This window comes from Nocardia salmonicida NBRC 13393, from assembly GCF_001613085.1.
GTDB classification, from domain to species: Bacteria; Actinomycetota; Actinomycetes; order Mycobacteriales; family Mycobacteriaceae; genus Nocardia; species Nocardia salmonicida.
Genome location: NZ_BDBR01000056.1, coordinates 25,748 through 39,203, shown reverse-complemented (window position 1 = coordinate 39,203; position 13,456 = coordinate 25,748). Strand labels below are relative to the sequence as shown.

12 protein-coding genes are annotated in these 13,456 nt (G+C 67.1%); 6 read left to right on the top strand and 6 right to left on the bottom strand.

Translation table 11 applies throughout. The annotated features are described in order from the left end of the window. Window positions 1–3: 3 nt before the first annotated feature. Window positions 4–1,650, bottom strand: coding sequence for a CocE/NonD family hydrolase (locus NS1_RS35195; protein WP_062991584.1), 1,647 nt, complete (start codon window positions 1,648–1,650; stop codon window positions 4–6). A 7-nt stretch (window positions 1,651–1,657) separates the two neighbouring features. Next, window positions 1,658–2,620, bottom strand: coding sequence for an SDR family NAD(P)-dependent oxidoreductase (locus NS1_RS35190; RefSeq protein WP_062991582.1), 963 nt, complete (start codon window positions 2,618–2,620; stop codon window positions 1,658–1,660). A 44-nt stretch (window positions 2,621–2,664) separates the two neighbouring features. Between NS1_RS35190 and NS1_RS42215 the strand changes: the two genes are divergently transcribed. Both NS1_RS42215 and NS1_RS35180 read left to right on the top strand, forming a co-directional pair. Then, entirely contained in the window at window positions 2,665–3,252 is a 588-nt protein-coding gene (locus NS1_RS42215) for a TetR family transcriptional regulator (protein ID WP_062991580.1), read from the top strand. A 266-nt stretch (window positions 3,253–3,518) separates the two neighbouring features. Next, complete coding sequence (locus tag NS1_RS35180) at window positions 3,519–4,706, top strand: lipase family protein (protein WP_255284814.1); 1,188 nt, start codon at window positions 3,519–3,521, stop codon at window positions 4,704–4,706. 156 nt (window positions 4,707–4,862) lie between these two features. Here NS1_RS35180 and glnA read toward each other — a convergent pair whose 3' ends face one another. Then, window positions 4,863–6,299, bottom strand: coding sequence for a type I glutamate--ammonia ligase (gene glnA / locus NS1_RS35175; protein WP_056821065.1), 1,437 nt, complete (start codon window positions 6,297–6,299; stop codon window positions 4,863–4,865). 288 nt (window positions 6,300–6,587) lie between these two features. Between glnA and NS1_RS35170 the strand changes: the two genes are divergently transcribed. Beyond that, window positions 6,588–7,043, top strand: a complete 456-nt coding sequence (locus NS1_RS35170; protein ID WP_062991578.1) for an RDD family protein — start codon at window positions 6,588–6,590, stop codon at window positions 7,041–7,043. Between the two features lie 235 nt (window positions 7,044–7,278). On the opposite strand, the gene NS1_RS35160 is transcribed toward NS1_RS35170, so the two are convergent. Further along, entirely contained in the window at window positions 7,279–8,022 is a 744-nt protein-coding gene (locus NS1_RS35160; protein ID WP_056821069.1) for a DUF4191 domain-containing protein, read from the bottom strand. A 119-nt stretch (window positions 8,023–8,141) separates the two neighbouring features. On the opposite strand from NS1_RS35160, the gene NS1_RS35155 reads away from it, so the two are divergent. The 3 genes from NS1_RS35155 to NS1_RS35145 are packed head-to-tail and all read left to right on the top strand — an operon-like array spanning window position 8,142 to window position 10,888. After that, window positions 8,142–9,560 carry a M20/M25/M40 family metallo-hydrolase gene (locus tag NS1_RS35155; RefSeq protein WP_062991619.1) on the top strand — a complete coding sequence of 473 codons (1,419 nt, stop codon included), beginning with the start codon at window positions 8,142–8,144 and terminating at the stop codon, window positions 9,558–9,560. After that, complete coding sequence (locus tag NS1_RS35150) at window positions 9,557–10,393, top strand: alpha/beta hydrolase (protein WP_062991574.1); 837 nt, start codon at window positions 9,557–9,559, stop codon at window positions 10,391–10,393. Before NS1_RS35155 ends, NS1_RS35150 begins: the two co-directional genes overlap by 4 nt. A 33-nt stretch (window positions 10,394–10,426) precedes the next feature. Further along, window positions 10,427–10,888 (top strand): 6,7-dimethyl-8-ribityllumazine synthase, encoded by a 462-nt coding sequence (locus NS1_RS35145; RefSeq protein ID WP_056821074.1) that lies wholly within the window; start codon window positions 10,427–10,429, stop codon window positions 10,886–10,888. Between the two features lie 76 nt (window positions 10,889–10,964). Here the strand turns inward: NS1_RS35145 and NS1_RS35140 are convergent, their stop codons facing one another. Together NS1_RS35140 and NS1_RS35135 are read right to left on the bottom strand one after the other, a co-directional pair. Further along, entirely contained in the window at window positions 10,965–12,410 is a 1,446-nt protein-coding gene (locus tag NS1_RS35140) for a neutral zinc metallopeptidase (RefSeq protein ID WP_062991573.1), read from the bottom strand. A 74-nt stretch (window positions 12,411–12,484) separates the two neighbouring features. After that, window positions 12,485–13,435 (bottom strand): endonuclease/exonuclease/phosphatase family protein, encoded by a 951-nt coding sequence (locus NS1_RS35135; protein WP_063816357.1) that lies wholly within the window; start codon window positions 13,433–13,435, stop codon window positions 12,485–12,487. Between the last annotated feature and the right edge of the window lie 21 nt (window positions 13,436–13,456).

The window sequence follows — 13,456 nt, the reverse complement described above, 5'->3', positions numbered from 1 at the left end:
CACTCACTCGGCACCGAGTTCGATGCGAAGCGCGGGGTCGTTCACCATCTCCGGCGGGAGTGCGATGGTCTCCTCGGTTCGCCACCGCGCGTGCCAAATGGGGACGCCGCCGGGCAGGTCCAGCTCGCGCGGGGTGGTGAGCAAGGGCAGGTCCAAGCGGGCGGAGGCGACGGTGACGGTCGCGTTCGTCGGCGTGTGCGACCACACGTCGTCGACCGCGTTGGTGATCCGGACGCCGAGGCGGTGGCCGGTGGCCAGGCGGGCGTCCTGCCAGAGCAACCGGATCTCGGATTCGGGGCGGACCGGGGCGATGCCACGGGTGATGACCGTGGCACGGCCGTCGGGGGCGATGTCGTAAAGCTCCAGTGCGACAGTCGCTTCGGGCGGGCCGGAGAGGGTCAACGCCGCAGTGGCCCGGCCCGCCAGGTGGACGGGCTCGGTGACCGGCGCCGAGATCGACCAGATTTCCCGGTCCGCGCCGGGCAACAGACCACGATCGTTGTAAGTACCGGTGCGCAAGGCGACCGACGCGCGCCGGGAATCCGTAGGCGGCCACACGGTTTCACCGCGCCAACCGCCGTCGAACTGGCCGACGGTCACCGGAGGACCCGGCACCTCCACATCGGCGCCCGCCACGTGTTTGTCCAGGAATGCGTAGAGCTCCGAGCCGAATTGGGGTGTGCCGCACTTTTCCCGGCAGTCCGAGTGGCCCCATTGGCCGAACCAGGCGCGATGGTCGCCGGGGCCTCTGGCTTCCCATGCGTCGATGATGCGGTCGGCTCGGGTGTTGGAGTCCAGGAAGCTCTGGCCGAGGAACATCGGGGTGGTGTTGCCACGGACGGCCTCGACCATGTCGCGCTCGCGCCAGTCCGGGTTGGCGGCGTTGTGGTCGGTGGTGAGGGCGAGGTAGCGGGCGGCGCAGTCCTGGGTCATCTGGATCGCATTGGCTTTGTACTCGTCGCCGTCGTCGGGGTGGCCCGGGGTCGAAGCGATGGCCAGGTGTTCCGCGCCCGCGGTGTCGGCGGGGCGAATCCCGTCCTCGGTCAACGGTTTTCCACCGAATTTCCACGCCGTGCCCTGCATGTAGAGGTACGAGTACGGATCGACCACCGGCTCGAACGCCGCCACCGCCGCCAGCCCCTTCGGCTTCGCGGCCAGCGCCATCATCCCGGTCCACCCCTCATAGGACGTCCCGACCACACCGACCCGACCCGTCGACCACGGCCTGCTCGCCGCCCACTCCACCGCTGCCGCCACATCCGACCGCTCCCCCGGGCCACCGAAATCCGGGCATCCGTTGGACCCACCGAACCCGCGCAAATCGACGATCACATACGTGTATCCGGCCCGCAGCGCCCACTCGACCGGCAGGTTATCGGTCGACGGCCCACCACCGGGCCGAGGCTGGGACAGGTAGGCCAGGTGGGCCCGGTACGGACTCGCCGTCAACAACACCGGAGTCCGCGCGTCAGCCGCCACACCCGGCGGCCGAAGGACATCAGCGTGCAGCCGAGTCCCGTCCGGCGCGGTGAAATACTCCTGCGTCCACGTGAACGCCACATTCACCGGCTCGGCCGTGACCGGCGCCGCCGTCCCGAGCACCAACGCCACTCCGGCCACCGCCCGCGCCACCACAACACCCAATCGCACCCCCGGACTATTGCCGGTCGTAGCCTCGCCGTCCAGCCCCGATTATCCGGGGCGTGTCGCCGATCTTCGGGCCGCCCGCATCCAACTCGGCGAGCAACTCCAGGCTGTCTCGGTAGAGAGCCCGCTGGGCCGGTTCGTCATAGGACGCCGCGGAGGATCGGACCGGTGTGCGCCGCACGAGATATTCGCCGGTGATCCCCTCGCGGGCCGGCGCCGCGGCCAGCCATGCGAGGTCCGCGCCGGATCCTTGCGGCGTGCGGACACCGGGGAGTACGACGAGGGCGCGGGCGATCGTCTTCCAGGCCAGCCGCTGGAAAGCGCCCGCGTCTCTGGCCAATCCGGTTCCAGGCATCAGACCTGGGTCGAACGCGTTCACCGCGATGTCACGCGGGGCCAACTCGCGGGCGAGGTGGTAGGTGGTGCGCAGGTTCGCCAGCTTCGAAGTGGTATAGCGGCGACGAGCGTCGCGCTGTGCGGATTCGGTCGGCGGCGGCGGGTAAGCCAATTCGTGCGCCGTGGCGTGCAGCGGGTGCGGCATCCCGGTGAACTGGTCGGGGTCATGGGTTCCTGAGGACACCAGGAGGATTCGCGCCGGTGCGGTGAAGTGGTCGAGCAGATCGAGGATGAGGCCGAGATGGCCGAGGTGATTGGTGGCGAAGGTCGCTTCCATACCGTCTGCGGTGAGGGTCCGACGAGTGAATTGGACGCCCGCGTTGCACACCAGGCCGGCCAGCGGTGGCAGGTCGGCGGAGACGAGTTCGGCGACGAACGCGCCGACCGACGATCGCGACGACAGGTCGAGCGCCATGCCGTGCGCACCGATCGTCGCGGCCAGCTCCCGAGTTCGAGTCGCGTCGCGACCGGTGATCACCACCGTGTTGCGCGGGTCGAGCGCGAGGGTCCTGGCGCATTCATAGCCGAGCCCGCTCGTGCCGCCGGTGACGACAAACGTCCTGTCACTTGATGTCATATGGCACAGTCTGCCAGATATTGATGTCGTGCGACACTGTCTCGATGTCGCTGCGGGAACTCAAACGGGAACGGACCAGGCAGTCCATCGTCGACACCGCGTTCCGCCTGTTCGCCGAACGAGGCTTCGACGGTGTCACCGTCGCCGAGATCGCGGCGGCCGCGGAAGTCGGCACCCGCACCCTGCACCGCTACTTCACCAGCAAAGAAGAGCTGGTCTTCCCCGAAGACGACGACCTGCGCGCCGACCTCGCCCGACTCCTCGCCGAACGCCCCGAGGGCGAACACCCCGAAACCACCCTCGCCGTCGTGATCACTCCACTGATCAGCAGATTCGGCGGCGAACAACTCGCACAGGCGCGCACCCGCGATGCCCTGATCACCAGCACGCCGGCGCTACAGGCCCGCGACCTGGCCAAACAGGCCGCCGTGGAAAAGCTCATCGAACACCACTTGGCCCGCCAACTGGGCGTCGCCGTCGACAGCGACGTGCGACCGGCCCTGTGGGCGAAGATCGGGATGGCGTGCTTCTTCTCCGCGTACCGAGTCTGGCTCCACGAAGGCGGCGACCTCGACCGACACCTGATCGATGCCCGCACGGCGTTGGCCGAATCCGTTCCCCCACACACGTGACGCGCCACCAACTCGGCCAGATCGATCACCGCGGGCAAACTGATCGAAGGACCAACTTCGTCGTCGGTTCGGGCATTCATCCGGATCAGGGGATGTAATCTGGCTGCCTTCAGGGGGATTCGGAGCGGTCCCCTCCAGGGAGGGAAGTCCGAATGGTAGACGGTGTCGTATCAGCCTGTGGTGCAACGCGTTCAGTGGTCAAGCGCGGTCAGCTGCGCTCGGTTCTGATCGCGGTTTCGGCCGTGGTGTGCTTGACCGGTACTCCCATGGCGGTCGGTAGTGCGGATCCGCTGACCACTCCACAGAACGACCCGTTCTACACCCCGCCGTCGGGCTGGGACTCACAGGCACCGGGCGCCATCCTGAATTCGCGACCCGTCGAGGTGGCCTCGCTGACGCCACAGGTGCAGGACGCCGACGCCTGGCAGTTGCTGTATCGAACGACAGATACCGACGGCCGACCCATGGCGACCGTGACGACGGTGCTGCGCCCACGAACCGGGCAGGTCAAAGGATTGATCACCTATCAGGCTGCCACGGATGCCTCGGCCCCACAGTGCGCGCCCTCCTACGTGCTCCGGCAAGGAGCGCCGGACAAGTACGACTCCTCGCTGGATCTCATTCAGATCGACCAGATGTTGTCGTCCGGTCATGCGATTTCCGTACCCGACTGGGAGGGGCCGAAGGGGACGCTGTTCGCCCCGAGACAGCCGGGTTACGCCGCGCTCGACGGAGTGCGCGCGGCCCAGGGATTCGCGCCGCTCGGCCTGTCCGGCACCGATACTCCGGTTGCCGCGATGGGCTACTCCGGCGGAGCGTACGGCACCAGCTGGGTCGCGCACGTGCAGCCGACCTACGCTCCCGAAATACGACTGGTCGGCGTCGCCATGGGTGGAGGGACAGCGCCCATCGGCAGTTACATGGGGACGCTCGATGCCGGTCCGTTCTCCGGTTTCCTGCCGTCGCTCCTGCCGGGCATGCTGCGCGCCGATCCCCGTCTGGCGGCGGCCTTCGACAAATACCTGACGCCTGCCGGGCAAGCGCTGATGGCCGCGGGGGACAGCAAATGCGTGACGCCGAACGTGGCTCAGCATGCGTTCCTGCGCATGGACGACTACCTGACGATCCCTTTTTCGCAACTTATCGAGCAGATACAAGAGTCGTTGGCCGAGTTGGACTTCAGCCCCTCGTCGCAGACCGCGCCGCTGTTCCTCTACAACGCCGTGCACGACGAGATCGTCACCATCGCGGGGCCCGACAAGGCGGTGGCACAGTGGTGCGCATCGGGGGCCCGAATCACCTATACGCGGGACCAATTGAGCGAGCACGTCAGTCTCGCGATCAGCGCGACTCCTGCTGTCCTGCGTTGGATCGATGAGCGTCTGGCAGGGCAGCCCGCGCCGGACGGTTGCCCGACGCGCACGGTGACGTCCATGTCGCTCGGTGGTTCATAGCGCGCTACCTCGCCGGGCATCTGTGCCCGGATACAGACGAGTCCACCCGCCGCGTGATCGCGTTCTGTGATCACGGGGCGGGTGGACTCGACACCGTTTACTGCGTACCCACTGCGTACGGAACGGGCCGATCAGGCCCGTTCCCGCAGGTCAGGATCACACGTCGTAGTAGAGCTCGAACTCGTACGGGTGCGGGCGCAGGTTGACCGGGGCGATCTCGTGCTCGCGCTTGATGTTGATCCAGGTCTCGATGAGGTCAGGCGTGAAGACGTTGCCCTCGGTGAGGTAGTCGTGGTCCGCCTCGAGGCGATCGATGACCGTGGCCAGGCTGGTGGGGGCCTGGGGGATGTTCTTGGCCTCCTCCGGCGGGAGCTCGTAGAGGTCCTTGTCGACGGGGGCCATCGGCTCGATCTTGTTCTTGATGCCGTCCAGGCCCGCCATCATCATGGCGGCGAAGGCCAGGTACGGGTTGCCCGAGGAGTCAGGCGCGCGGAACTCGATGCGCTTGGCCTTCGGGTTGTTGCCGGTCACCGGGATACGCACGGCAGCCGAGCGGTTGCGCTGCGAGTACACCAGGTTGATGGGGGCCTCGTAGCCCGGCACCAGACGGTGGTACGAGTTCACGGTCGGGTTGGTGAACGCCAGCAGCGACGGGGCGTGGTGCAGGATGCCGCCGATGTAGTGACGCGCCAGATCCGAGAGGCCACCGTAGCCGGCCTCGTCGTGGAACAGCGGCTTGCCGTCCTTCCACAGCGACTGGTGCACGTGCATGCCCGAGCCGTTGTCACCGAAGAGGGGCTTCGGCATGAAGGTGACCGACTTGCCGGCCTTCCACGCGGTGTTCTTCACGATGTACTTGAACAGCTGCAGGTCGTCCGCCGCCGAGAGCAGCGTGCCGAACTTGTAGTTGATCTCGGCCTGACCGGCGGTGCCGACCTCGTGGTGCCCGCGCTCGAGCTCGAAGCCCGCGTTCTGCAGGTTGGTCGAGATCTCGTCGCGCAGGTCGACGTAGTGGTCGTACGGTGCGACGGGGAAGTAGCCACCCTTGTTGCGGACCTTGTAGCCGAGGTTGCGGCTGCCGTCCGGGTTGAACTCCTTGCCGGTGTTCCACGAGCCCGAGACGGACTCGATCTCGTAGAACGAGCTGTTCATCTGCGAGCCGTAGCGAATGCCGTCGAAGATGTAGAACTCGGCCTCGGCACCGAAGTACGCGGTGTCGGCGATACCGGTCGAACGCAGGTACTCCTCCGCCTTACGCGCGATGTTGCGCGGGTCGCGGGAGTACGCCTCACGGGTGAACGGGTCGTGCACGAAGAAGTTCAGGTTGAGCGTCTTCGCGGCACGGAACGGGTCGATCCGGGCGGTGCTGAAGTCGGGGAGCAGGAGCATGTCCGACTCGTCGATCGACTGGAAGCCACGCACCGAGGAGCCGTCGAACGCCAGACCCTCTTCCGCCAGGTCGGCGGTGAACGCCTTGGCCGGGATCGAGAAGTGCTGCTGGACGCCGGGCAGGTCGGAGAAGCGGATATCGACGTATTCGATGTCCTCTTCCTTGATGTACTGGATGACCTCTTCGGCCGTGCTGAACGTCACTTGCTCTCCTTACGAATCGGTTCCCAGCCAGTCGCGATGCTGGCCCTTTCGAACGACCTGCGCGCAGTCGCTACGAAGGGGTTCGTCGCGACCTGACGCTAAGGACGCGGTGTTTCCCAACAGTCAAGGCTATGTTTCGCCAGTGTTACGCGAGCCGGATGCCTGGGTGATGTCAGCCATCCGGGCGCGATCTTCACGCTAATCCTGCCATCCGCGCGATCCCGCGCTGACGTGACCTCCATTAATGCGGTCGTGGGCGACCGATGGCGCGCCTCTATCCTGGGAGCCATGGCGCGTATTACCGGCACATGGCTCTCCGGATCTCCGGGCGAACCCGGCGACTCGGACACCTCCGGCTACCCCGGTGAGCTGTACGGGTTGCCGCGCGAAGGAGCGGGCTCACTCGCCCCCACTTGGCGCCGAGTCGTCGCGCTGTTCATCGACTGGTTCATCGCGGTCGGGATCGCGGCGGTGATCACCCGCAGTTTCGTGTCGTCGTCGGTGCCGCTGCTGGTGTGGTTCGTGGTCGGCGTGGCCGCGGTGACGCTGTTCGGGTTCACCCCTGGCCAGTACTTCATGAAGCTGCGGGTGCTGCGTATCGACGCACCGGTGGCGGTGGGATTCGTGCGCGCACTGGCCAGGCAGGTGCTGCTGGTGTTCGTGGTGCCCGCGCTGTTCACCGATGCCGACGGTCGCGGCATGCACGACCGGGCGACCGGGACAGCGCTGGTCAACGCTCGCTGAGCTGTTTGGGCCTGCTCGTAGGCTGCTCGTCGAGTTCACGGTGCTCTTCGGTGGCGCCGCGGCACTGTGGGCCGCTGCGCTGCCGCGCCTCGCCTTGATCTCGGCGGCTGTTCTCGTCGGTTAACACTTACTGGCATACGACCGGGTTCTGTGGCTGCTGACCGGCCGCTCACCCAACGCCTGAAACGTCGCGAGCCCGTCACCGGACAGGTGACGGGCTCGTGGCGGGAGTGGGTCAGCGGCGACGGATCGCGCGCTGCATGCCCTTCATTTTCGCGCCGGGGGGCATCGGGCCCTTCGGCATCGCGGGACCACTGCGCGAACTCAGGGCCGAGAGCCTGCCCTCGATCTGGTCGATCCGCTTGACGTCGATGTTGCGCGGCAGCTTGGTGAGGTATTTCTGCAGCTCCTTGAGGGGAGTCTGGCCTTCCTCGTTGCCGACGATCACTTCGTAGATGGGGGTGTCACCGACCAGGCGGGCGGTGCGCTTCTTCTCCTGCTGAATGAGCGATTTGACCCGCTGCGGCGAACCCTCGGCGACGAAGATCACCCCGGGCAGGCCGATGACGCGGTGCACGGCGTCGAGCTGGGTGGTCGCGGCGACGCCGTTGGCGACCCGCCACTTGCCCTGCAGGTTCTCCAGCACCCACGCCGCGGCGCCCGCCTGACCCTCGGCCTTGCGGTACACGTTCTTCTGCACGCGGCGCCCGAACAGGATGAATGCCAGCAGCACACCCAGCAGCAGACCCAGCGGCAGCAGGAACCACTGCATGTCGAAGATCAGCCCGATGAGGAAGAAGACCACCGTGGTGCCGACCAGTGCGCCGATCATCAGCGGCAGCAGCGCCTTGTCTTCCTTGCGCTGCATGTTGAACGCCTGCCACAACTGCTGACGTCGCTCGCGTGATGCCTGCTTACGGGCCGCTTTAGCCGCGGCCCTGGCTTCCTTCGACGGCTTGCCGCCCTTGCCTCCTGCCATGGTGCCAGCTTAGATGGCGCGTCGCCGGACCGTCTGACCGCATCACACCGCGCCACCATCTCGGCGGTTCGGGCGCCTTTGCTGGGCGAAGGGCCTCGCCACGGGCCACAATGACTGAGATGCGCCCGATCACCGAGAACACCGCCATGTCCCCCGTCACCGAGGGCGTCGACGACGAGGTCGCACAGCGGCTGGCCGTCGCGTTGCAGTGCGCGACGGTGTCGACCGAGGATCCCGCGCACACCGCCGACGCGGAGTTCGTCCGCCTGGCCACCCACCTGGAGACCTCGTTTCCCCGCGTGCACGCCGAGCTGGCTTTGACGAGCTTCGGCCACAGCAGGCTCTACCGCTGGGACGGCACCGAGCCTGGCGCGGTGTCGGCCATCCTGCTCGCCCACCAGGACGTGGTGCCCGCCGACGACGCGCAACGCTGGACCCATCCACCGTTCGCCGGTGTCGTCGACGACGAATTCATCTGGGGCCGTGGCGCGATCGACGACAAGAGCCGCGTGCTCGCCGTCCTGGAGGCGGTCGAGGGGGCATTGGCGGCCGGAATTCGCCCGCGCCACACCATGTTCCTCGCCTTCGGTCACGACGAAGAGGTCTTCGGCGACGGCGGCGCGGTCCGGATGGCCGAGCACCTGCGCGAGCAGAAAGTGCGCGCGGAGTTGCTGCTCGACGAGGGCGGGGTGATCACCGACGGCGTCGCCGACGGGGTCGACCGGCCGGTGGCCAGCATCATGCTCGGCGAGAAAGGCTATGCGACGGTCCGGCTTTCGGTCACCGAGACCGGCGGTCACTCCTCGATGCCGGGCAAGCAGACCGCGGTGGGACGACTGGCACGTGCGGTCGCGCGTGTGCAGGATCATCCGATGCCGCTGCGGCTGACGCCGGTGATCAGCGACATGCTGGCCCGCATGCGCGAGGCTATGCCCGAACCACGGCGCAGACTGCTCGAACTCACCGACACGCGCGGACTGGCGGCACTGACCGGCCCGCTCGTCGCCCGGATCATGGCGGCGGGTCCGACCACCGAGGCCCTGGTCCGCACCACCACCGCGCCCACGGTGATCAGCGGCGGAGTGAAGGCCAATGTGCTCCCACAGAGCGCCGAGGCGCTGGTGAACTTCCGTATCCTGCCCGGCGATTCGGTGGCGGCGGTGCTGGCGCACTGCGCCCGGGTGATCCGCGATATCGGCGTGGTGATCGACCTCGTCGGACCGGCATCGGAGCCCTCCCGGTTCACCGAGCCGGGTCCGGCTTACGACCTGGTCGCCGAACTGGCCTCCAGCGTGGTGCCCGGAATCGTGACCACCACCGGAATCGTGCCCGGCGCCACCGATTCACGCCACTACGACGGCTTGGCCGTGACCCGGTGCAACTTCGCGCCGATCGTGGTGAACGCGGCGGATCTGGAACGTATCCACGGAACCGACGAGCGGATCTCGCGGCTCAACTACGCTCGGCTGATCGAGTTCAACCGGCGTCTCATCGAGCGGCTCGCCGCGGCGCCCGAACCAGGAGGAGCGCCACGATGACGACCGACACCGGCGAGTTCGCGGGGCACGGCGGCAAGATCGCTTGGCGCGCATGGCAACCCGAGACGGCGCCGCGCGCGGTGGTGGTGCTGGTGCACGGCGTCGCCGAACACTCGGGCCGCTACGAATACGTCAGCACCACACTGACCGACGCGGGTTTCGCCGTCTACGCGCTCGACCACATCGGGCACGGCCTGTCCGAGGGTGCGGCGGCCAATATCGGTTCGATGCAGGGCGCCGCCGACAATGTCGCGACTCTGCTCGGTCTCGCGAGCGCCGCCCATCCCGGTGTCCCCCGGTTCCTGCTGGGGCATTCGATGGGCAGCCTGGTGGTGCTGCACCTGGCGACTCGCGGGCCACTCGACGTGGCGGGCGTCATCGTTTCCGCGCCACCCCTCGACATCCCGCTCGGCAATCCGATCCAGCGCCTGGCCGCGCCGCTGCTCACCCGGCTCGCGCCGAATCTCGGTGTGCTGACTCTGGATTCGTCCACGATCAGCCGCGATCTCGACGTGGTTCGCGCCTACGACGACGACCCGCTGGTCTTCCGCGGCAAGCTGCCCGCGCGCACCGCGGTGGAGATCCTGCAACACACCGCGCTGGTGAAACAGCGCCTCGGCGCGCTCACCGCGCCACTGCTGGTGCTGCACGGCACCGCCGACGTGATCGCGTCTCCGTCGAGCGCCGATCTTCTCGAACGTGACGCGGGCTCGACCGACGTGACAGTGCTGCGCTACCCCGGGCTCTACCACGAGGTGTTCAACGAACCCGAGCGCGCGCAGGTGCTCGGCGATGTCACCGACTGGCTGTCAGCTCATGTTACCGGTCAGTAAGTTCTCGTGCGGGTGACCTAGTAGACTCTGCTCATGACCACGTCTTCCGGCGCCGTTGCCTTCATCCGCGCGAGCTGGCACAGCTCCATCGTCAACAAGGCGCACGAGGGCTTCCTCGCCGAATACACAGGCTTCGGGTTCGATCCCGAGGTCGTCGAGGTGTTCGACGTCCCCGGAGCCTTCGAGATCCCCCTGCACGCCCAGCGCCTGGCGCGCACCGGCCGCTACGACGCGATCGTCGCCGCGGCCCTGGTCGTCGACGGCGGCATCTACCGCCACGACTTCGTCGCCTCCGCGGTGATCGACGGCCTGATGCGCGTGCAGCTCGACACCGATGTGCCGGTGTTCTCGGTGGTGCTCACCCCGCACCACTTCCACGAGCACAGCGAGCACGTGGACTACTACACCAACCACTTCGTGACAAAGGGAGCCGAGGCTGCCCGCGCGGTGGCGAACACCCTCAGCTCCCTGCGGTCACTTCCCGCTTCGCACTGACAGTATCAATGGTCAGCTTCGCGAGGGCCTACGTGGTGACGCTGCACTACCGCCTTCGGCCCGCCGTCTCAGCTGACTATTTGAACTGGTTGAGGCAGGCCTGTTCGCCGCTGAGGACGCCGGTGCGGAACGCCTCCAGGCGCTGATATCCGCTCGGCACCACCTTGCCGTTGACATCGGAGGCCGCGAGGCCGTCGGCGAGCAGGCCCGAGACCGCCTCGTCGAGGTCACCGGCCGACAGGCGCGGATCACTGCTCGGCTCACTGAGTTTCGTGGTCAGCACGCCCGTCAGGCACGCGGTGCGCAGGCCCGCGGAATCGGCACCCGACAGTGACAGCTTGCGATCCTGCTGCACCGCGAGGGCATAGCGGGACACGAACACCGCCGCCGCGTTGTAGTCGCCGGTGACGACCGCCGACAGCGGCTCCTCCTTGGTGCTGGAGCCCTCTCCCGCACGCTTGGCCATGGCGGGAATGTCGGTGCCGATGGTGTTGGAACCCGGGCAGTAGGAGACCGGCTCGGTGGTGGTCGTCGAGGAGCAGTTGCGGGTGACGCCGGCGTAGTCGAACTTCGGCGCGTTCTTCACCGGCATCGACTTGCCCAGCTGGGCGGCCAAGGTGGTCAACGTCTCCTTGTTCACCGGCAGCTGCTCGTCGCGTTCCCCCTCTTCGAAGGTGACGGGCAGACCGGCGCGACGCTTCTCGATCTCGTCCTCGTTGATGTCCTTGCAGGACTTGGCGCCCTGGGTGTAACCCATCTGCACCGCGGTGACCCGCTCGAACGCCGAACCGTGGACGGCGTCGGGGTCGTTGGGGTCGCGGTCGCGCACGGCGACGGTGGCGCCGAGCACACCGTTGAGGCCGTCGGTGGTGTTGAGCGTGAAGTGCTTCGAATTGCCTTCTGCCACATGGCGAAGGAACACACCGGCCAGGCAGTCGGCCTGCTGCTCCTTGACCAGCGCGTCGGTGAGGAACCCGCGCAGCAGGTCGGCCTGAGACTGGATGGCGTGCCCGTATTCGTGGGCGAGCACCATCACCACCGACATCTCCTTGTACTTGTCGACCAGCAGCGGCAGCAGGACGGTACGGTCCCAGCCGACGGTGTGGTCGAGCGGGCAGTAGGCGGCGTTGACCAGCTTGTAGGTGCTGCTCTTGCAGAACTGCACCGACTCCGACTCCGGCGCTTTCGCCGACCACGAGATGTACTTCGAGGCGGGCTTGAAGTTGCCCCGGAAAGTCTTGGAATACTCGGTCTGCCAGTACTCTTCGATGTCGGCGATGGCATTGAGAGCGAGCTTGTCGATCTTGCCGTTGTCGCCGTTGTCGGCCTTCTTGTCCGTGTCGGGCACACCGGGACGCGACCCGCTGGGACCGGTGGACGACGCCGCCCCCGCCACCTCCCACGGGTTGTCCATGACCGGCTGCGCCTGGTCGCTGGCGACTGTTGTCGCGCCGCAACCGGATACGAGCATGCCGATGCTCACCAAAGCTGCCATGGTCACGCCGAACCGATGTCTTCTCATGCGCTGTCCTCCCCGGAAAAGACGCGGACGCCGTGCGGTCCGCGATCGAGCGATCACATGGTAAACGACCACTGTCACAAGCCCATTCGGATCGTCGCCAGCACCGCGCGATGGTCGGAGCCGGGGATGGTGAGGGTGCGGATCTGTTCTGCCACCCCACCTGCGACGAGGATGTGATCGATCCCGATCACCGGTCCCCAGCGGCGATCCGACGGGTAGGTGAGCAGGACGCCGTCGCCGGTCTGGTCGGCGGCCGAGGCGAACGCGCCGTCGAGCAGCGCTCGGTAGGCCGAATGATCTTGTGTCGCATTGAAATCCGCGCCGACGATCGCGGGTGCACTGGTCGCCGCGAGGATCTCGTCGACCTTGCGCATCTCCGCCGACCAGGCGCCGAAGTCGATGTTGGGCGGGATCGGATGGAAGGCGAACACGGGCATCGGGCCACGCTGCGGGTGTTCCATGATCGCGGAGATATTGCTCATGATGAAACCGTCGTATTTCTTGGTGTCGCGCAACGGGTATCGGCTGTAGATGCCGGTGCCGCCACCGCCCGACTGCGCCGGTTCGAGATAGAAGTAGGGCAGCCGCTCTTCGAGTCCGGCCCCGCGCAGACCCGCGATCGAGTCGATGGTCAATTCCTCGACGGTGAGTACGTCGACGTTGTTGTCACGCACCGCACCGACCACGGCGCCCGGGTCGGCCTTGCCGAAGAGGATATTCGACTGCATCACCACCAGCTCCGGCCCTTGCGCCGCCCTGGCCTCCGGAATGTAGGACGGCACCACCAGCCACGCTGCGCCCGCGAGCACCAGGATCGCGGCCCCCGAACTGCGCCATCCCCGCGCGAGCAGCATCAGCACCAGCCCCACGACCGCACCGAGCATCAACCACATCGCCCCCGACGCCAACAACACCATCGACTTCTGGCGCCAGTCCACGACGTGCAACACGATCCCGACGACCGCCGCGACCACCGCGCCCCACCCCAGGACGAGCAACGCTCGTTCCACCCATTTACGCATCATGGCGCCACCCTAAACGGCCCC